The sequence below is a fragment of the Mucilaginibacter sp. P1_D10 genome, assembly GCF_056406215.1.
In genome coordinates this window covers 194,194-213,872 of sequence record NZ_JBFUAP010000011.1, presented here as the reverse complement: position 1 = coordinate 213,872, position 19,679 = coordinate 194,194, and the positions used below count along the sequence as shown (strand labels likewise).

Annotated in this window: 14 protein-coding genes and 1 tRNA gene; 10 read left to right on the top strand and 5 right to left on the bottom strand. The window is 45.0% G+C overall.

Annotated elements, in window-relative coordinates; all coding sequences use genetic code 11:
- Window positions 1-137 precede the first annotated feature (137 nt).
- The 4 genes from AC1DYT_RS18625 to AC1DYT_RS18610 all read left to right on the top strand — a co-directional run bounded on the left by AC1DYT_RS18625 (window position 138) and on the right by AC1DYT_RS18610 (window position 5,457).
- Window positions 138-2,156, top strand: coding sequence for a M13 family metallopeptidase (locus AC1DYT_RS18625; RefSeq protein WP_477471038.1), 2,019 nt, complete (start codon window positions 138-140; stop codon window positions 2,154-2,156).
- 173 nt (window positions 2,157-2,329) lie between these two features.
- Window positions 2,330-4,762: a TonB-dependent receptor gene (locus AC1DYT_RS18620; RefSeq protein WP_477471037.1), complete on the top strand. Its 2,433-nt coding sequence runs from the start codon at window positions 2,330-2,332 to the stop codon at window positions 4,760-4,762.
- Between the two features lie 153 nt (window positions 4,763-4,915).
- Window positions 4,916-4,987: transfer RNA gene (locus tag AC1DYT_RS18615), tRNA-Arg, on the top strand.
- 116 nt (window positions 4,988-5,103) lie between these two features.
- Entirely contained in the window at window positions 5,104-5,457 is a 354-nt protein-coding gene (locus AC1DYT_RS18610; RefSeq protein WP_477471036.1) for a hypothetical protein, read from the top strand.
- Between the two features lie 278 nt (window positions 5,458-5,735).
- On the opposite strand, the gene AC1DYT_RS18605 is transcribed toward AC1DYT_RS18610, so the two are convergent.
- Window positions 5,736-6,185: a KTSC domain-containing protein gene (locus AC1DYT_RS18605; RefSeq protein ID WP_477459340.1), complete on the bottom strand. Its 450-nt coding sequence runs from the start codon at window positions 6,183-6,185 to the stop codon at window positions 5,736-5,738.
- Window positions 6,186-6,398: 213 nt separating this feature from the next.
- On the opposite strand from AC1DYT_RS18605, the gene AC1DYT_RS18600 reads away from it, so the two are divergent.
- Window positions 6,399-6,923: an OmpA family protein gene (locus AC1DYT_RS18600; protein WP_477471035.1), complete on the top strand. Its 525-nt coding sequence runs from the start codon at window positions 6,399-6,401 to the stop codon at window positions 6,921-6,923.
- Window positions 6,924-7,306: 383 nt separating this feature from the next.
- On the opposite strand, the gene AC1DYT_RS18595 is transcribed toward AC1DYT_RS18600, so the two are convergent.
- Window positions 7,307-8,059 carry a LytR/AlgR family response regulator transcription factor gene (locus tag AC1DYT_RS18595; RefSeq protein WP_477471034.1) on the bottom strand — a complete coding sequence of 251 codons (753 nt, stop codon included), beginning with the start codon at window positions 8,057-8,059 and terminating at the stop codon, window positions 7,307-7,309.
- A 356-nt stretch (window positions 8,060-8,415) separates the two neighbouring features.
- Between AC1DYT_RS18595 and AC1DYT_RS18590 the strand changes: the two genes are divergently transcribed.
- The 5 genes from AC1DYT_RS18590 (at window position 8,416) to AC1DYT_RS18570 (ending at window position 15,093) form a co-directional block, all read left to right on the top strand.
- Entirely contained in the window at window positions 8,416-8,970 is a 555-nt protein-coding gene (locus tag AC1DYT_RS18590) for a hypothetical protein (protein WP_477471033.1), read from the top strand.
- A 46-nt stretch (window positions 8,971-9,016) separates the two neighbouring features.
- Window positions 9,017-10,432, top strand: coding sequence for a M23 family metallopeptidase (locus AC1DYT_RS18585; RefSeq protein ID WP_477471032.1), 1,416 nt, complete (start codon window positions 9,017-9,019; stop codon window positions 10,430-10,432).
- A gap of 80 nt (window positions 10,433-10,512) precedes the next feature.
- Window positions 10,513-12,327 carry an NB-ARC domain-containing protein gene (locus AC1DYT_RS18580; RefSeq protein WP_477471031.1) on the top strand — a complete coding sequence of 605 codons (1,815 nt, stop codon included), beginning with the start codon at window positions 10,513-10,515 and terminating at the stop codon, window positions 12,325-12,327.
- Window positions 12,328-12,836: 509 nt separating this feature from the next.
- A complete protein-coding gene (locus AC1DYT_RS18575; protein WP_477471030.1) occupies window positions 12,837-13,028 on the top strand; it encodes a hypothetical protein in 192 nt (63 codons plus the stop codon).
- 88 nt (window positions 13,029-13,116) lie between these two features.
- Window positions 13,117-15,093 (top strand): tetratricopeptide repeat-containing sensor histidine kinase, encoded by a 1,977-nt coding sequence (locus AC1DYT_RS18570; RefSeq protein WP_477471029.1) that lies wholly within the window; start codon window positions 13,117-13,119, stop codon window positions 15,091-15,093.
- A 7-nt stretch (window positions 15,094-15,100) separates the two neighbouring features.
- Here AC1DYT_RS18570 and AC1DYT_RS18565 read toward each other — a convergent pair whose 3' ends face one another.
- The 3 genes from AC1DYT_RS18565 to AC1DYT_RS18555 are packed head-to-tail and all read right to left on the bottom strand — an operon-like array spanning window position 15,101 to window position 19,650.
- Window positions 15,101-15,979: a hypothetical protein gene (locus tag AC1DYT_RS18565; protein ID WP_477471028.1), complete on the bottom strand. Its 879-nt coding sequence runs from the start codon at window positions 15,977-15,979 to the stop codon at window positions 15,101-15,103.
- A gap of 14 nt (window positions 15,980-15,993) precedes the next feature.
- A complete protein-coding gene (locus AC1DYT_RS18560) occupies window positions 15,994-17,316 on the bottom strand; it encodes a hypothetical protein (protein ID WP_477471027.1) in 1,323 nt (440 codons plus the stop codon).
- Between the two features lie 12 nt (window positions 17,317-17,328).
- The gene (locus AC1DYT_RS18555) at window positions 17,329-19,650 is read right to left on the bottom strand and encodes a hypothetical protein (protein ID WP_477471026.1); all 2,322 of its coding nucleotides are present in this window, start codon (window positions 19,648-19,650) and stop codon (window positions 17,329-17,331) included.
- Window positions 19,651-19,679 lie beyond the last annotated feature (29 nt).

Below are 19,679 nucleotides of genomic sequence, written 5' to 3'. Positions count from 1 at the left end.
TGAAGGGGGAACAGAATATCGAACACCGAATTTCGAATAATGAATGATGAAGGTAACTTCGGAGTTCGTAATTCAGCATTCGGTGTTCGGCATTTAAATAGCCAAAAAAATCTATCTTTAAACAATCCTATAATGTTATGAAGAAAGTACTTTACCCGTGTTTGGCCTTATTTATCCTCAGTGCCTGGACCTTCCTGGATGGCCCTAAGAGAAGCTTCGTTGATGTAGCCGGAATAGATTCCAGCATAAAACCCGGCGACAATTTCTTCCGTTTTGTAAATGGCCGCTGGTACGACACCGCAAAGATTGCAGATGACCAGGCCGGTGTGGGTTCCTACTCTTTCCTCAACATCCCGCAGAAGCAACTGCTGCAAAATATCCTTGACAGCGTTTCAAAAACGAAGAACACCATGGGGAGCATTGACCAAAAAGTAGGCGACTTCTATGCTTCCGGGATGGATACCCTAACCATCAACAAACGCGGATACCAGCCGGTTAAGCCCCTACTGGCACGTATCAATGCCATAACCAACGTAGCATCGCTAATGAAATTCGTTGCTGATGAACAAAAAACGGGCAATTCCTCCATCATCGGTTTCGGTATCTCGCCCGATAATAAAAACAGCGGCATCAACATCGCCCACGCCTACCAAAGCGGCACCGGCCTGCCTGAAAAGGGCTATTATTTTAAAACAGATTCATCTACGCTACGCACGCAGCAAGCTTATAAAAAGTACATCAGCACCTTGTTTCAATTAACCGGTAGCAGTGCTGCTACCGCCACAAAGAATGCCGCTGTTTGTTATAACATCGAAAAGCAAATCGCTGCATCGCATAAAACAAATATCGAGTTAAGGGATATCAAAGCCAATTACCATAAAATAGCAATCACATCTCTCCGCAAAACCCAGGCTAACATTGGCTGGGCTGCATTGCTTGCCAATTTAGGTGCCAAAACCGATACTATCGATATGGCACAACCGGCTTATTACGATAAGTTGAATGCACTATTGAAATCTGTTCCTATAAACGATTGGAAAACCTACTTAAAAGCCAATACGCTTATCAACTACGCCGGCACGCTGAGCAAACCATTCGTGGATGCCTCGTTCGGGTTCCGTAAAGTATTATCGGGCCAGAACAAGCAAAAGTCGCGCAGGCAGGTGATTACCGACGATGTAGATAACTATTTGGGCCAGGCGTTAGGACAGCTTTATGTAAAAAGGTATTTTAACGAAGATGCCAAAAAACGCGTGCTGGTGCTGGTGAATAACCTGCAAAAATCCTTCGAAAACAGGATCAATCATCTGGATTGGATGAGCGATAGCACCAAACAAAAGGCGAAAGAAAAGCTGTACGCCATCACCAAAAAAATTGGCTACCCCGATAAATGGCGCAATTACGACAGGGTGCATATCACCAGGACCAGGTACTTTGAAAACGTGCTGTCACTCAACCAGAATGATTATCAGGTTCAATTGGCAAAACTAAACAAGCCCGTTGATAAAACGGAGTGGGGCACAACGCCATCTACCGTTACCGCTTACTATAATCCATCTTTTAACGAAATCGTTTTCCCCGCAGGTATCCTGCAGTTCCCTTACTTCGATTTTTCGGCAGATGATGCCATTAACTATAGCGGCATAGGGATGGTAATTGGCCACGAGATGACACACGCCTTCGATGACCAGGGCGCACAATTTGATAAGGATGGTAACGTAAAAAACTGGTGGACCAAAGAGGACTATGAAAAATTCAAAGCGAAAACTAGCCAGGTAGTTAACTTATATGGTTCGTTTACCGTTTTAGATACCGTTCATGTAAAAGGTGCGTTGACCCTGGGCGAAAACACTGCCGATAACGGTGGCATTGCTATAGCTTACGACGCTTTCAAGATGACGGAACAAGGAAAAGGCAATGTTAAAATTGATGGTTTTACGCCCGACCAGCGCTTCTTCCTGTCGATTGCGCGGATATGGCGCGTGAAGACAAGGGATGCGTTTCTGCGCACTTATGTGAATACTAATCCGCATTCGCCTGCCATGTGGCGCGTGAACGGCCCTTTAATGAATTTCGACCCATTTTACCAGGCATTTACAGTACAGCCGGGCGATAAAAATTACAAGGCTCCAAATGAGAGGATAAAGATTTGGTAGGATGGCCTTTTGAATACAAAGTGAACTGATTTCACACAAAGCCGCCAAGACCGCAAAGTTAAAAGCTTAAAAATCTTCGCCTTCGCATGAAATAAACTTTACCGCATTTCATTAACTTAAGGTGCCTTGTAACTATTTAAGTAGTGCGGGAGTCTTACAAAAAATACTGATCGATGAATTATTTAAAAACGACCGCTTGCATGGCTTTGCTGTGCCTTTTTTGTGCATTTGCTTATGGCCAGCCCGATAATGCGCATCGTTTTTCGCTCATCGTTTCTGTAGAGAAAGCGCAACCTGCCGAGGCTGCCACGGTTAAGCTGCTGCAGGGCAATACCGTGCTGCAAAGCACGCTCACCAATTTGCAGGGCGTTGCCATTTTCAGCAATATCAAAACCGGCGATTATACGTTCGTGGTTACCTATACCGGCTATGCGCCACTTACTACGCGGTCGTACCATATCCCCGGCAATATCAATAAAGATTCCGTTACCCTGCAGGCAGCCAGCACAGGCCTACAAGAAGTGAATATTACAGCCAAAACGCTGCCTGTACAATACAAACAAGGCAAAGTGGTGCTGGACGTAAACGCATCCGTTACCAACACCGGCTCAACCGTGCTGGAGGTGCTGGAACGCTCGCCCGGCGTTACCGTAGACCGTAATGGCGGCATTGCTTTAAACGGCAAGCCCGGCGTAACCGTGATGATAGATGATAAGCTCACCTACCTATCGGGTACCGAACTGGCCAACCTGTTGGGCAGTATGAGCGCTACCCAGGTATCGCAGATAGAACTGATAGCCAACCCCACCGCAAAATTCGATGCCAGCGGCAATGCGGGCATCATCAATATCAAAACCAAAAAGAGTACGGTTAAGGGTTTTAATGGATCGGTAACCGGTTCTTTTGCGCAGGGGGTTTATTCTAAAAGCAACAACAGCTTTACGCTTAATTACCGGGTGGGCAAGTTCAACACCTTCCTCAATTACAGCGCAAACTACAACACCAATTTTTACAGCATATATGCCTTACGTAAATACTACGATAGCAATAACCAGCTTACCGCCCTGCTCGATCAGTTTTCGTACTCGCCCGGCAAAGCCTTCAATAATACTGTAAAAACCGGCCTCGATTATTACCTGAGTGATAAAACCACTATCGGCATCGTGCTTACGGGTACAGCTGTTAATCGTCATAACAGCAATCGCGCCAACGCCGACTGGCAAAACCCGCAGGGTGTAGTAGATTCATCGATATATACCACCAACACAAGCGACAACCGTTTCCGCAACGGCGCCATCAACCTTAACCTGCGGCACAAGGTGACGGCTAACCAAGACCTGGCCGTTGATGCCGACTACCTGCATTACAGTATTAAAGCGAACCAGAACTTCCAAAACGAGCTAAGCGGTACAAATGGTTACCTGGAAGTATCGCGCGGAAACATCCCCACCACCATTAGCATCGGATCCGCGAAGGCCGATTATACCATCAAGGTGAACAAAACCGACGTGCTTGCATTTGGCGGCAAAGCATCGTTTAGCAATACCGATAACCTGGCCGATTACCAGAACCTGATTGGCAGCAACTGGATGGATGACAACGTAAAAAACAACCATTTTATTTATAAGGAGAGGATAAACGCACTCTATACTTCGTACGATACTAAACTGGGCAAGGTAAGCGGGCAATTTGGCTTACGGTATGAGCATACTGGTTACGATGCCAGCCAACGGGGAAACGCTATACAGAAGGATTCGTCGTTCTCGCGCTCGTACGGTCAGTTTTTCCCGAGCGGCTATCTAAGTATAGAGGCTGATAGCGCCAACACTTTCACGCTGACCGCCAGTCGCCGTATAGACAGGCCGGCTTTTCAAAACCTTAACCCGTTTTACCTTATCGTAAACAAATACACCTACATTACCGGCGACCCTTACCTGTTGCCGCAATTCAGCTGGAACTTTGAACTGAGCCATCAGTATAAAAACCTGCTGCGCACGGCGGTATCGTACAACCGTATTAAAAATTATTTCTCTCAAATATTCGTTGCCGACCCAAGCAACGATGCCATTTTGTTGTACACCCAGGGTAATGTAGGCAGCACGCACAACCTGGGTGCGTCGTTCACCTTAACCACCACCCCGGCAAGCTGGTGGCAAATAACCGCACAGGCGCAATACAACCACAAGCAGCTAAAAGGCTTCAACGGCAATACTTACACCACCCAGATTGACCAGTTGAACCTGAACGCAAGCAACCAGTTCAGCATCGGCAAAAAGTACACGGCCGAGCTATCGGCCTTTTATACCACCCGCGCCCGTAACGATGTGGCGGAGCTGCTATATCCAACGGGGCAAATGTCGGTAGGTTTATCGCGGCCGGTACTGGGCAAAAAGGGTACAATAAAAGTGAGCGCACGCGATGTATTCTACACCAATGCCATGGAAGGCTTTACCACCTTCCCCAGCGCAACGGAGTATTTTTTATTGCGGAGAGACAGCCGGGTTTACAGCATATCGTTCACCTATCGTTTTGGCAAACAATACAAAACCGTAAAGCGCAGCGGCGGCAGCGCCGGCGATGAGATAGAAAGGGTTGGGAATGGGTAAGCTGAAATTTGTCTGAACTCGAATTTTAAGGAATTTTAAGAATTAACAGAATTTCTTGATACATGCCAGTACATTCTGCCAATTCGTTAATTCCATAAAATTCGAGTTCAGATAAATCCGCTTACATAATTATCCTATATTTGCGCCAACATTGTTTCCGTAGTTCAATGGATAGAATTATGGTCTCCGAAGCCGTCGATATGAGTTCGAATCTCATCGGAAGCACAATAAGCGCCTCGCTGGTTCAGCGGGGCGTTTTGAATTTATAGTCGACCGTTTTTAACGTGCGCAGAAACATTTACAGCACAACTTTGTAGCTATATTATTAAAACTTAAACACTATGGACAACGCATCTATCAACTACCTGCACGTACCTTCGTTAACTGTAAAGGCCGATAATGGCAGGGCACTGGAAGTTTATTTTGAAGTGATGAACGCTGCGCTGCTCAACAGGAGCGATACCGTAGTTTATGCCATCTATCGCGGCAGCAAAAAAGATGATAGTATTTTTAACCACCTCAGTATCCCCGGCGAAATTGGCGATAACATCCCCGGGTTAGATAATATAAACTTAAAGGATTACCTGGGCGAGATAAACCTGGCCGGTAGCGATGGATGGGAATACGAAGGCGATAAGTTATCGAAATCAGAACAGCAACAGATTGCCAATCATTTAAGAGTTAGCAATAATTAGAGCCTTATTATAGACTATTGGGCATTTTTTGATGCACAGGTACATTGGTTGGATTCTTTTTGAATCCGAAAACCGCCGCTAAAATCAACCCTAAATTTAACGCGATGTTGAAGTTGAGCATACCCAAACCTATGGATAAGCCCATTATGCAACCAACAAAGGCCGATTTGTAAGAAAAGTTTTTTGCAAGGAAAATCATAACATTGTTTAGGTTGATTGTTGTGTTAAATCTAGCTTTAAAATAACACAAATCAAATCCTAAACAACGCGCTGCTGTATTAAGCGCTGGCTACCAACCGGCTTACGCTGCGGTAAACATAGTTATTGAAGATATGCCTGCGGGCAAAGCGGCCCGGCGAATCGGCATTCACAAGCTTTACGTAAATCGCACGCGGTACATCGAAGTATTCGTACTCGCTTCCATCCAAAAAGCTCACTTTAAGCACCTGCGATTTGTACTCATAGTCGGCTATGTTCGAAGAAGTGGTGGTTAGCGTGTAGTCGGCAATAGTTTGGTTGCGGGTTTCGGGCGCAATGCTCACCAAAAAGTGGTAAGCTTCTATAATAGTTTTGCTTTTTTCTTCGGCAGCTTCCTTTTCCTCGGCACTATGCTGAAATTTATCAGGGTGCCAGGTTTTCATCATGCTGCGGTAAACAGTTTTCAGTTCCTGCAGTTCTGCAGCTTCGTTAACACCCAATAACTTCCTGTAATCAACTATCTTTTTCATGCTTGCGCCCTTGTTTTTATTTTTTTATTGATAATGAGGCAGATAAAAACCGGCGCTATTTTCCCAATAATGCCGCAAAGGTACGGTTTTTGCTTCTGCTATGCAACGTTGCGCAGTTTATTGTGAAAATGATAGCTCATCTTCAACAAAATTTAAATTACAATATGCAACCTGTGCTAACGTTTTATATTTTTACGGAAATCCTTATTCATTATGAAACTATTAAGATCGTCCCTATTCGTAGCCGCTATTTTAGGCGGGTTTATCCTTTTTCCGGCTTGTAAAGCAAAAAAGGCAGTAGTAGCAGCGCCCGTAGCGCCTGCACCGGCACCAGCGCCGGCACCCGTTGTAGAAGCGCCCAAAACCACACCGGTTGAGCCGCCTGCACCAGCCCCCGCCCCACCAGATTATAATTTCAGCAACATACAGTTTGAATTCAACTCGGGCATATTACGTACCGATGCCTACCCTATTTTGGATAAAGCGGTTGCAGAAATGAAAAAAGACCTGTCGGTTAAATTCGTACTGAACGGCAACGCATCTGCCGAAGGCACGGATGCGCATAACCTGGAGCTTTCTAAAGAGCGCGCCACTGCGGTGAAACTTTATTTAACCAATAGCGGTATCAACGGCGATAACCTCACTGTAAAAGGCTGGGGCGAAAGCAAACCCATTGCCGATAACAGCACCGAAGCCGGCCGTGTATTGAACCGCCGCGTGGAAATTAAGAAACAGTAGTTTATTGCTAACGTATAAAAACAAGAAAGGGGAACCAAAACGGTTCCCTTTCTTGTTTAAAACAGGCTTAGCTTAAGGCCTGCACCAAATACTCTTTGCAAACTTTTACCCCCTTCACCGCATCCGAGCCGGCGGGGATGTTGTATTCCTGGTAAATTATACAAGGTTTACGCCTGGCAGGCGGTAGAATTTTCCCCTTTATTTCCGTTCACAAACCAAATCCTCTCGTTCACAAAACTATTGCATAATAGTTGCCACCATCCCGTTATTTTTAGGATGGATTTTTTTCATAGCAACTAACAAGTTGTTACAGTGGCTTTAACCTAAACCTATCCCAAGTGGATACCCAGACCGGCAGGCATTATTGCCTCCGGTTTGTTTTTTTAAACAAACCGGATTTTATTGCGGATATCGGCCCTGTAGGTTTTGCCAATCGGTATTTCTTCCTCTTCTATCCACAGCCGGTTTTCCTGTACTTTTTTCAGGTAATTTATATTAACGATGTAAGAACGATGGACCCTGTAAAGTGTTTTCACGAATTTCAGCTTATCTTCAAGGAAGCTTAGGTTTTCGCTAAATAAGATCTCCCGTAACCCGTTCTTGTCGTTCCTAAAAACCAATTTGCAATAGCTCCCCTCCGCTTTAAGATAAATGATATCAGATACCTGTAGTTTCCTAAACTGCAAGCCATCCCTCACAAAAATGCAATCGTTGGCCAAATAAGATGGTTCTCCCATTTGTTGCTGCAACAATTCCGATTTCTTGATGGCGTTCAAAGCAAAATCGATAGCAATTGCTATATCTGTTTTTGTAAAAGGCTTAGTTACGTATTGTACTGTGTTGTTCCCAAAAATTGCTTGTTTCCGCAGCCGCTCATCCATATTATCGGTTACATAAATAATGGGGGCCTGCGTTATGGCATGCAGGCATGCAGATGTCTCGATACCATTCATGGCACCTTTTAGGTTAATATCCATAATAACGATATCCGCAAAGCCGGGGGTAAAATTATCAAGCACGTCTTTGCCTGATGCAAATACTGCCGGCACCAGATACCCCATTTGTTCAAGCATTATCTTCAAGCCTTCGGCAATTAGCGGCTCATCTTCAACTATAAGAACTTTTACGGCATCCATCGTGGTAAAGGTTTAGGGGTTATTTAAAGTAGTCTAAAAATGCCAAAAAAAGCGTCATTTTCCTATGAAGGTAGGCTTTTTTTAATCATCCCCGCTATGAGGCTTTCGAAACCTCGCTAAAACTCCCAGGTGATTATGGCTTATACGTTTACAAACCGCCGCATTATGCATTCCCCAGAGTTACTTGGCGGGCAATATGTTACCGTTTACAAACCCATACGCTGCCTTTGCAAATCTCGGCCCTATGCTGCAGAACCTAATATTTAGTTTTAGGATATACAAACATTGGCATCCAATAAAGTCGGCTATTGGTACTTGTTTGCCTAATAATAATTAACCCTTAAACACAATTAATCATGAAAAAAATCTTTATCCTATCCGCGCTTTTATGCATCGTAAACATAGCCCTGGCGCAAACGGGCAGCTACAAAAAGGGCGACAATTTACTCAACATTGGTATCGGCGTGGGTAGCCCCTTTTTTGGCTCGGGGTACTCAGCCTCCTTACCCGTTAATCCATCAGTTTCTTTTGAGCATGGCGTATCAGACGAGATAAGCGTGGGCGGCCAGCTTTCATACGCAAGTTCAAAATACACTTTTACCTATCCCGGTTACGGCGTTGTGGGCACCTTTAAACAAACAGCCATTTATGTCGGTGTAAGGGGCTCTTACCATTTAAACGAAGCTTTGGACGTGGACGATAAGTGGGATCTGTATGGCGGTACCAGCTTAGGTTATGTAGTTGTAAGCACCGGTGGCGATGACGGCCTGGATTATGCATCCGGAAGCGCCATCGGATTCGGCTTGTTTGCCGGCGGTAAATACCTGCTATCGAGCAAAACCGGCATCTATGCCGAATTAGGCTATCAAAGCCTATCATTCATTAATGTAGGCGTAGCTTTTAAGTTTTAGAGCGATACGCGCATAGAGTTATTTACGAACAATAAATCCCAAAATCATGAAAAACATTAAGTATTACTTAATTGCGCTGCTTGCTATGACGCTATTAGGTGCCTGCAAAAAAAACCGCAAGGCCGATCAGGAGCCAACAATAGTTACCGAAGCGCATCTTGGCGACTCTATCAAGGTGTCGTTCCCCTCGGGTTCTTTAAATTCCACACAGGTATCATTAAAAACCGTTGTAGATAAAAGCACGCAAGCGGTTTTTGATGAAACGAAGGATTTTTTCAGCGTTAAGCAGGCGCTACCGTACCAAATAGTGCTTAACATAGGGCCCGCGCACCCGATAACCGACAGCATCAAAATGACTATCAGGATACCCGATGGCTTTAAGTTGGCTAAACCATCTAACTACGGGTTCCAGGTGTTTGCGCAAATTTATCAGGAAGGAGAAGAGGACACCTTCGATAATTTTTCGATGGTAAAATCGAACTACGACGCTGCTAAAGGAGAAATATCGGTTTACCTTACCCGGGAAGTATTTACAAATGCCCGTACTGCTGATAAAAGCTACGAAGCCATACTGATGATTGCTACAAGCCCCGGCGAAAACATCTCTATCAATTCTTCCAACAACCAAATCAGGACGAACGCCACCCTCGATGGATGCAAAATTGCGCAGATTACCTGCCCATTAGGGTCCATTGAAGATTGTACAACCTATAAAGGCTCGCCTTTTGGCTGGCGTACAGACCCCATTACCGGCAATACACTACAAAACCATAAGGGCGTGGATTTTAGGGTGGGGACAGGAACCGCGGTTTTCAGTGTTTCTGATGCCACAGTAGAGAAAAGCCAATTCAGGGAATCTTACGGCAACATTGTTTTTTTGCGTCACAGCGATGGTACTGCCACGCTATATGCCCACTTATCAAAATTTGAAGTAACGGTGGGCCAAAAAGTAAAAAAAGGACAGGAGATAGCCAAATCGGGCAGTACCGGCAAAAGGGTAAAGGGGGCTCACCTACACTTCGAATACTATCCAAACGGGCACAACTATGCCGATGGCAGCCAGCAGGACCCGTTTCCGTGTATTACAGAGGGTAATGTTGACGGTAGCATAACCGTGCGCGACAACGGCAACATCGCCGACGATTCGTTCGAGCTTTATTTAGACGGCTATCTGCTGGGCACCACAAGCATTGGGGGCATAAACTCGTTTGCCGCAAATAATTTACGGCCAGGCCATAAGGTATTAACGTTGAAATGCGTAGTTGCGCCCGATAACATAGGCACCTTTGAAGTTGTGCTTAATAACGGCATCTTATTTGAAGCCGGCGGAACGGAAGATTCGGGAGGATTGGCAGAGGGAGAATCAGTATCATGGAATATTGTAATCCCGAAACAAGCCACAAATGCTATCAATACGGGCCATATGAAAGCAAACGCAGTAGTTGAGCGCAGAATTCAATAAAAAACAACCAGAAACAAGAGGATTTTAAGAAAAAATTTGGTCCTCTTGTTCCTGATTTAAAAGCAATTAGCTAAATTGCGATGAACAACCTTACTTATCGCATAGCCTCCATGATTGAGTTATACGCCATTACCGTACATTATATTTTCAGCCGCTGTTTCAAAAAAATCGGCAAAGACACCGACGATTTAAAAGTGGATAATTGGGTTCGCCCGCTTTATCTGGCGATAAACAGGTTAATGGCAGATAAGCCCGACGAGAATCAATGGTTTGATACCATTGAAGAAACCCGGCTTAAATACCTTAGACAGCGTTACGCAAAAGCCCAGGCACTGTTACAAAAAAGCGACTCGCATTATATTATGCGTTTAACCTACAGCAGTTTCAGGCCGGTTTTACTAATGGCAGATGTAAACGACGGGTATGATGAGCTCAATCAGCTATTTAAACCCAATTTGGTTCCTAAAAAATTTACGCTTCATCTTTTTAAAGGCGTAACCCAAAAAATAACTTACAATTTTGTCTTTCCAATTCCGCCGCCGCCCCCTCCTCCCGATCCAGGCCCATCATTGCAACCCGCGTTACGTTTTCGTGTACCTCCAAGGCCCACGTTCTTCCTGGGGCGCAAAGCATTGCTGGAGGGTATCCATCAACGGTTGGCGGGCAACAACAATTCATCCAACGCTTTACTGCTATATGGTGTTGGTGGCATGGGCAAAACAACGGTAATGCAGGAGTACTTGTATCAAACACATTGCCTGTGCCATTTCAACCGTATAATTGTTGCCCCGGTTAACAAAAATTTGAAGCAGGCATTTATCAGCGCTGCCGCTCAGGCCCTTGGATTGGAAGAAGAAAAACGGGCCTTAGCCGATGAGGGCGAGCAGTTGAACATGATTACGGGCATGATGAGCAAGTTGAGCGCAGACAACAACTTGTTTGTTTTGGATAACATCAATGAATACGACTATGATGACCTGGTGGAAATACAAACGCACTTATCAGAAACCGGGTGGAAATTCATCATCACCAGCAGGGCGTTCCCCGATTCGTACAGCGGGCTGAATATAGATGAGCTTAACGACGAAGATGCCTCGTTACTGTTTGCTTACCATTATTTCCCGGGAGATTTTTCTTTGCTTGGTGCCGATGAACTTCAAGAGCACCTACTCGCTTTAATAGCTCAAAATAACCTTGCGGGCGAAATCAAAGATTTATTGAACCACATCTTAAAACATACCCTCCTTACTGAGCTTTTGGCAAAAGCAGGCGAAAAAAAAGGCCTGTCGCTACCGGAATTGTTGCAATCATTAAAAGCGCGGGATTTTAAACACCCCAAACTGCAGCGTATTATATTAATTGGGCAAAATGGAAAAACCCTAAGCAACGACACCCTGCACAATTACCTTTTAGACTTATTTGAGACAGAGTACCTGACAACAAATACCGGCATAGATGCCATAGATGCAGAACATATGCGCAAAATAGATGTATTGCGTTTTTTTTCGGTGCTGCCGGCTACCGACATCCCCATCGACGATTTATGCTTCCTTTGGGGCGTAAAAGATGACGACGTAAACGATTTTGAAGACCGGCTTGATCAATTGCGGCAAATAGGCTGGCTACAAACCAAGAATTTGGCAGATGAGCACAAAAGCTGGAGTCTCCCCCTGAAAAAAACCTCCTATAAAATGCATCCGCTTATCCAACAAGTTATTTACGAAAAACTACCGCCGACCAAGGATACCTGCGACATACTTAAGCAAGCCATAAGCAATATATCTTGCTTGCCGCCTGCATCCGCACAGGCATATCTGCATTACGCCCAATCAATAAACAAGAAGCTGGAAAGCCTGAAGCTATCACCGGGCAACCTTGAGGCTGCAAACAACTAAGCGCATTTTTTGATAAAAGGTAAGCCCAAGGGGCTATCAAAACAGATTTTTTTACAAAAACTTACGCCCCATCTCTAAAAAACGGCGATTTTAAGCACGTAGAAATTCCCGAAAAAAACATCCGGGACACATTTCCCGTGCATTCGCATACCCCCTCATCTGCTTTTGCACTTTTAGCCCTTTCCGGCATAAGCACCAAGCGTGCTAACAATACCATAACTATCTGTTTTTCAAAACAAAACACGGCCCGTTCACCCAGAATCGGCTGCTAAAAAAGAATCTTCAAATTCCTTCAAATCTTTTTTAAGTATGTGTTTCAGTTCCCATTTCCCGGGGGGCCGACGTGTAGATTAGTGATGTTGCAAGGATAGCTACCCCGCAACAAAGTAACAAAAGTTAAAAGTTGATAATGGCAAACCAGAAAAAACGGGAGGATCAATTTAAGGGCGTGACCCTGTTTCTCCTGGCGAGCCATACGCCCTCCTTAATCAATTTTAACACTGTTCATCATGTTGATTTCAAAAACAAAGTTGGCCACGCTTATTTTAGTGGCAGGATTAAGTGTCGCAGCAGTTGGTTGCGGTAAGGAAAGCGTAAACCCTACAAAAGGCCTGGTAGGGAAGCCGCAGCTAACGCTCGCGGTAGACTCAAGCGGGCATTCGGGCGATGAGGACGGACCAAAATTTCCGCCTCACCACTAAGCCGGGTTAAGCAAAGCAAAAAGGCGCACGCCCGGTTGGGGCGTGCCGCCTTTTTTTATTATTTTAGTACACACTTAACCGTAAGCCCATGTACACAATAAAAGGAAAGTTGCTTTTAGTTTTATTTTGTATGGGTTTATTTGCCATGTGGGCATCAGCACAAACGGGTGAGGTGCCAATAGATACCCTTTTAAATCGTGCCGACGTTTTGCACCCCACAGACCCTTTAACCGCGGTAGCAACAGCACAAAAGGCTTATAATGCAGCCGTAAAAACCAACCAGTCGGCCAAACAAGCCAAAGCGCTAAACCTGCTTGCTTACTTTGCCTATGTAGATAAAAACCCATCTAAAGGCGAAGCGTACGCGCTGTCGGCCATTAAGATGGCAAAACAGGCCCAGGTCGATTCGCTTACAGGCGACGCTTTATCCACTTTGGGGAGCATCCAATCGGGAAGCGCACAGTTCCAAAAGGCGATACTCGCATTTCAGGAAGCCCTTACTTTTTACCGCCACTGGGGCAATAACGGTCGCATAGCCACAGCGTATTTAAATATAGGCGTTTGCCAACGCAAACTTGGCCGGTTTGAGCAGGCAGGGTCTTTTTACATCAAAGCCGCCGAAATTTATCAGCAACTGGGCGATGAGCCCAGCCTTGCCGATGCCTACAACGCCATAGGCAATTGTTTTACTTCTGCCGGTAGCTATCAAAAAGGCATCATTTACCACCACAAGGCGCTTTCTATACGGGAAGGGCTTAAAGACAACGATGGCATTGCGCAATCGTGCAGCAATTTAGGCTATGTGCTTAGGCTTGCCAGGCAGCCGGATCCCGCTATTAAATATTTGTTAAGGGCTTTGGCCATCCGCAGGAATAACCCCGATTCCAGCCGTTTAGTGCTTACGTTGCAAAATATTGGCGCCGCCTGGAAAATGAAAAACAACCTGCCACTGGCCAAGGCATACATCAGCAGATCGTTAATAATTGCAAAAGCTTATAACATGCAGGAAGAAGAAGCACGCGGAAAACTTGATTTTGGAGAAGTATTGATAGCGCAACACCAGGCAAGTGCAGCCCAACCTTATGCAGCGCAAGCGGTTGCTATTGCGCAGCAGCTGCACATCCCCGAGCTTTTGATGAATGCCTATGCACTTCAGATAAAAGTTTACGAGCAAAAAAAAGACTACAAATCTGCATTCGAGTTTACAAACCTGCAAAACAATATCAAAGATAGCCTGATTACGGCCGCAAAAGACAAAACCATCAACGAGCTGGAAGCAACTTACCAATTCAAGCAAAAACAACGGGATATTGCTGCCTTAACCCAAAAAAACAAACTGGAACGCGAGGTAAACACCAAGCAGCACCAATTTATTATTGTTATGGCCATTACGGCATTTTTGCTGGTGTTGTTGCTGGCTATACTATTGGCCGTTTACCGGCAAAAGGTAAAAGCGGGGCAGCATATACAAACGCTGATGCAAGAACTTCACCACAGGGTAAAAAACAACCTGCAGATACTAAGCGGTTTGTTTATTATGCAGATTGACAACCTTAGCGACGAAACAGCAAAAGCCGCCCTGCGCGAGAACGAATCGCGCCTTACTTCAATGAACCTTATTCACCATAAACTGTATCAAGATCGCAGTACCACATCTATAGGGATGCAGGAGTACCTGGAAAATTTGATAAGCCATATCAAGCATTCGTTTGGGGGGCCACAAACAGCGCACATTGCAATAAAGGCCGAAATTACGCCATTGCACCTTGATGCAGACAAAGCGGTAGCAGTGGGCCTCATTGTAAACGAATTGATGACCAATGCCATAAAACACGCCTTTAAAGAGCGCCCGGGAACCATCAGCCTTAGTTTGCGGGCAAACACAGCCCAAACTGCTATACTTTTACTAAGTGATGACGGCCCCGGCTGGCACCATGCGGCCACACAAAGCGAATCGCCATCTTTCGGCCTTAAGATAGTTAATCTTATGGCCCGCCAGCTGGATGCTAAATTAGAAACCAGCCATGACGGCCATACCAGTTACCGCATGGTAATTAAAATATAGATAGGAATTACTCCTCCGCGTAATCGGCAAATGTGCTAAAGTTTGATGCCGGCTCAAAAATTAAACTCCCTGCGAGTGCCGGCTTAGCCCCCATATTTTTAAACAGTTTTTGCCAGGCATCCTTTATCTGCCGTGCTGTTTTTTGCGGCATGTAAGGCGTTGTCATAATTACGCGCAGGCCCACTGTACCTGCGTTAAACGTATTAGAACCTTTGTAATTTACAAAACGATCGAGCTGGTCGGGAGCCAGAAGGACATCGGCATTGGTATGCATCATTACCGGCCCGTCCGCAGGCGTGTCATGGCATTGCTCCAACATATCAGAAAACAGGATAAGTTCTTTGGTTTTTATTGAACTTGCATTTTTTGCGGCCAGGGCGGTATAGCCATTTTCGATTGAAGTTAAGATACAGGTGTTATTTTCTGCGTGGACCGCGGCGGAACCGATACTTCGCTCGATTTTTTTATCGCCATTCAATAGCTCATCCAATACTTCCTGTTTATCTGTGGCATATACCTCGCGGGTATTTATTTCAAAAAAAGGCGTTTCGAACGCGTTGGAGCTGATCAGGAAAAAGCGGATGTTGGTACCAGGCGGGTAATGCCTTATCAATTGCTTGCAGCCATTAATCATATCTGCAACCCTCCCCTGCGCCGCACCATTTTTCCCAACAAGAACCGAAACGCTATTAGAAACATCGCACAAAACCACTACCGCGGCTGTTGTAGGTGTCTCCTCTGCCCCACCCCCTTCATTTGCAGAGGTATCGGTTGCGGTTGTTTGGGCGGAATCATCTTTCTTAGGGTCGCCGCTGCACCCTAAAAACGCGGTAGCTAAAGCGCAAAAAAGCACCGCTTTAGCCATTAAAAGTTTATAATTTACCATAACAAATAATATTTCTATTGTAATTTTAATCTATTTGTAAATGCCTGCTGTATTACCTCGTTCCTAAACTCCTCAACCAATTTGTAAAGATCGTTGCCATGGTTTTCGCGGTAACCTACCCTAAAGCCCTGTTCGTAGTTATGCGCAAAAAAACTGGCAGTGAGTAGTATTTTTTGTGGTTTGTCCGACCATTCATTGTTGTATTGCTCAATATCTTTTTGCTTGTAGGTTAAATTCTTCAGTTCGGTTTCTACTGCATCGCATCTCAGCCTTGCCTTTTCTTCCTCGGCAACTGCCTCCTTTCGAGCCCTGCGGTTGGCAAATATCTTTAGCCCGCCCGATAGTGCAATACCGCTTATAACGGGTATCACCACCGTAATGCCGATAAAGCTATTGAGGATAACATCTGTAATTTCGGATATATTGGAGAGGTGCTGCCTGTCCTTCATCTTGGTGAGGAGGGAGAATTCGTTATTCACCGTAAAATAGGTGCGGTATTTTGCCAGGTAGTAAAGCAACACCAGCAAGCCGGCGAAGATTACGCCTTTCACTATAAGCTTAATCACAAATTCTTTCTTTATAGATGCTATGGTTACGCCTTTATCCGTGAGCTGCTTAAAACTGAGTTGCGTTTGCCCAAGTTTGGTATTGATGTACTCATCGTAGAAAATTTTGATGAATACCGTGCACAACGCAATGCCCAGCGAAAAGAAAAAAAGTTCGAGATTGGTAATCTTTTCCCAGAAGGTAGCTTTTGCTTTTGGGTTACCAACGCCGAAAAACGCTACCAGGTTGATAGACACCGCTATATCCGCCAGTATCATAGCCAAACCCGATATAAGGTAAACCCAGGCATTAAAACGGTTGTACTGTTTGCTATCATTAATAGCCTGATGTTGCTGTTCTTTCTTATCCTCCAGGCAGCGTTCGTGCTCGGTTTTAAGGCGTTCCAGATCATCTGTCTTTTCCTTTATGATAAACGCATGTGCCTGCACCTGCCCGCTGAGGGCCGCACTTACACGGCCGGTAATGAGCGTAGCATGCGCTTCTGTTTGCTTACGTATCTGAAAATCCCTCGCCCCTATCTTTCCATGATTGTAGCCCATGTTGCTGTAATCGGTACCGCAGATATTAATGTGCCCTTGTATACTATCCACCAGTGTATCAACATCTCCGGATATGGTAAACACGCGCGAAAACCTGTTAAGGGCATCTGCCAGTTTTTCGCCAATTTTTGTTTCATCGGGCTTTGCGGGCTCGGTTACGGTTTCTTTTATCCGCTTTTTATATTTATCTATCCTGTTTTTAACCAGGTCGAAAGGTTTTTTCCAAGTCATGGTTTCTAATAATTAAGCGTTTGCGGGTGTTGCGTGATTAATAGCAGGGCCAATGTTGAATCGTTGGCCGGGGTCGATATCCTTAAACCACAAGCCCGTGTAATAGCCTTCGGTAAGCAACGTCTTTTCCTTTTTTTCCATATCGCCTATCATCACCTCTTCGGCAAGGCAGCCAATGTTGTAATCGGTTAATTTTACGTTTGCCTTATCTATACGGCTGCGGTTGTTAGCAATCTGGTCGTTTATAGAGTGCCACACCCCAAGGTTGCGCAAGCGGTTCTCCCGCTCTTCCTGTATTTTGTTTATCCGGTCTCTTAGTTCCTGCATTTGATGGTGCAGTTCTTTAAGCGTGGTTGCAATTTCGGGGAAGTAAATCAAATCGGTATGTGAAACGGCCAGCTCATCCAGATATTCGTCGCTGCTGCCCTCTCGCTTATATTTTTTGGGTATAAGCCAGCTAAACCACCTGCGCAAAACCGGCTGTTTTTTTTGCGCAGCCGATGCATCGCCTTTATCACCCTTTTGCTGGTTTTTCTTTTCTTTTTTATCGCCGGCGGTATTTTCTGCAGTTGGCGTTTCCTGTTGGCTGCGCACCATCATTACCGGCCCTTTGGCATTCGGTGCCTCTTTACCGTAAGCAATATCGGCAGCGAGGGTTGCCCGGCCTTCAATTAAATCAAACATTTTTTGCTGGAGCCTATAAATACGTGCTTTCAGGCTCCAGTTGGTGGTGTAATTAACCTGGTAAGGTTTGGATAGGTGATGGATAATAGTGGTGATAGTATCGATATAAAACAATAGCATATCCGAGTTATTTTTCAGGCCACTGAATATATATCCGTAAGCCAGGCTAAAACCTGTGGCAAGGCAACTAACAATAAAACCGAATGTGGCTACCCGCCTTAAATCGTCGAATATTACGATGGGGTAATGGTAAAGAAGCATAGCCAGGATCATCAGCCCGAAAAAAACAAACCCTATATACTGTACGTTTAGCCCTGGCCTTTCCTCGGGTCCGTCTGCATGCTGGTTTTTCTTGTAATACTTATTTTCGCTTACCCGGGTGAGTAATAAAATAGAAAAGGCTGAGAACATGATGGCAATAGATGTGCCGATAAATTCATTGATGAGCGAATCGAATAATCCCTGGAAATTCGTACCGCCTTTCTGCTTGGCTAGCTCTGCTGAAATTACCCCAATTACAGGGACTACCGCCAACAAGATGGGGGTTAATTTAAGCCATAGGCCCCACCACGCGGTAGATTTAATTTTAGCCCTTAGCAAATTCTCCTGCTCTTCTATATCAAAATCATAATCATCCTGGTTTTCTGTCGCGTTCTTATCGCGCTTTTTGCGTAGCTCGCGCACGTCGATAACAAAACCAAACCTTACGAGCAAAATATGGCATAAATAACTTATCAGGCCAATGCATACTATGTAACCTAATACAATCAATGTCATTACCCAGGGGCTGTATCCGGCCAGGAATTTACCGATATTATCCAGGAAAAAGAACCGTACGTTGGTGTTGCCCGTTACATTGTTTACCGCGTTCTGCGCAGGGTTAGGCCCTGTCCACAAAGAGAACCACCAGCCGCTTACCAATGCAGAGATACCGCCGAGGTAAATAAGGAATTGGGCTATTTGCGCGTTGATACCATCGCGCGACATGAGCTTTAACCTTTCTGAAACCTGCTGATAATGATCTTGATGCTTGCCAAGGATAATTTTCCAAAAATCAATCTTCTCCTGAAACGTGGGCCTATCTTTCACATAGCGTTTTTCCAGTTCTACATTTTGGCCCTGTTGTAGACCCGAGTTGATTTCCATCGCCTTCTCCAACTCCAGTTTCATATCTGCCAGGCCCTTGCTCACCACCGTTTCTTTTGCCGCGCCCAGTTTTTTTATAGCCTCGGCAACGCTTTCGTGAAGCTTGCTTAGCTTAGTTTGCAGTTCTACCTCTTCTGTCTTAAGGCTATCCAGATATGCCGCATAAGCTGCTTGTTTATCATTGAGTGCCGTGTGTTGGGCTTCGCAAAGCTGCAACTCATTTTTAAGGCATTCCTGGCGTTTTAGCTGATGCTCTTTAAACTCGCTTAAGATTTCTTTGTATTTTTCGTTGATTTCTGCTAGCGTTTGATTAAGCAAAATTTCGGGCGGCGGGTTATGAGACAACGTAATAAGGAAGCCTCGTTTCTTGATTAGATTTTCATCCACCGCGATACCGGATATTTTGGGAACCTCTGGTTGCTCCTCTTTTATCTCGATTGTTGTGATAACAACGTCCGCTCCATCGGAATCGGATCCTTCTTTTTTGGATTCTTCTTGTGACATATGGGGTAAGGTTAGGTTTAGGAAAAGTG

Excerpts from the sequence above, each read along its gene's own strand:
- AC1DYT_RS18560 (WP_477471027.1), bottom strand. The coding sequence starts at position 17,316 with ATGACTTGGAAAAAACCTTTCGACCTGGTTAAAAACAGGATAGATAAA.
- AC1DYT_RS18625 (WP_477471038.1), top strand. The coding sequence starts at position 138 with ATGAAGAAAGTACTTTACCCGTGTTTGGCCTTATTTATCCTCAGTGCC.
- AC1DYT_RS18610 (WP_477471036.1), top strand. The coding sequence starts at position 5,104 with ATGGACAACGCATCTATCAACTACCTGCACGTACCTTCGTTAACTGTA.
- AC1DYT_RS18605 (WP_477459340.1), bottom strand. The coding sequence starts at position 6,185 with ATGAAAAAGATAGTTGATTACAGGAAGTTATTGGGTGTTAACGAAGCT.
- AC1DYT_RS18565 (WP_477471028.1), bottom strand. The coding sequence starts at position 15,979 with ATGGTAAATTATAAACTTTTAATGGCTAAAGCGGTGCTTTTTTGCGCT.
- AC1DYT_RS18575 (WP_477471030.1), top strand. The coding sequence starts at position 12,837 with ATGTTGATTTCAAAAACAAAGTTGGCCACGCTTATTTTAGTGGCAGGA.
- AC1DYT_RS18600 (WP_477471035.1), top strand. The coding sequence starts at position 6,399 with ATGAAACTATTAAGATCGTCCCTATTCGTAGCCGCTATTTTAGGCGGG.
- AC1DYT_RS18580 (WP_477471031.1), top strand. The coding sequence starts at position 10,513 with ATGAACAACCTTACTTATCGCATAGCCTCCATGATTGAGTTATACGCC.
- AC1DYT_RS18620 (WP_477471037.1), top strand. The coding sequence starts at position 2,330 with ATGAATTATTTAAAAACGACCGCTTGCATGGCTTTGCTGTGCCTTTTT.
- AC1DYT_RS18570 (WP_477471029.1), top strand. The coding sequence starts at position 13,117 with ATGTACACAATAAAAGGAAAGTTGCTTTTAGTTTTATTTTGTATGGGT.
- AC1DYT_RS18595 (WP_477471034.1), bottom strand. The coding sequence starts at position 8,059 with ATGGATGCCGTAAAAGTTCTTATAGTTGAAGATGAGCCGCTAATTGCC.
- AC1DYT_RS18590 (WP_477471033.1), top strand. The coding sequence starts at position 8,416 with ATGAAAAAAATCTTTATCCTATCCGCGCTTTTATGCATCGTAAACATA.
- AC1DYT_RS18585 (WP_477471032.1), top strand. The coding sequence starts at position 9,017 with ATGAAAAACATTAAGTATTACTTAATTGCGCTGCTTGCTATGACGCTA.
- AC1DYT_RS18555 (WP_477471026.1), bottom strand. The coding sequence starts at position 19,650 with ATGTCACAAGAAGAATCCAAAAAAGAAGGATCCGATTCCGATGGAGCG.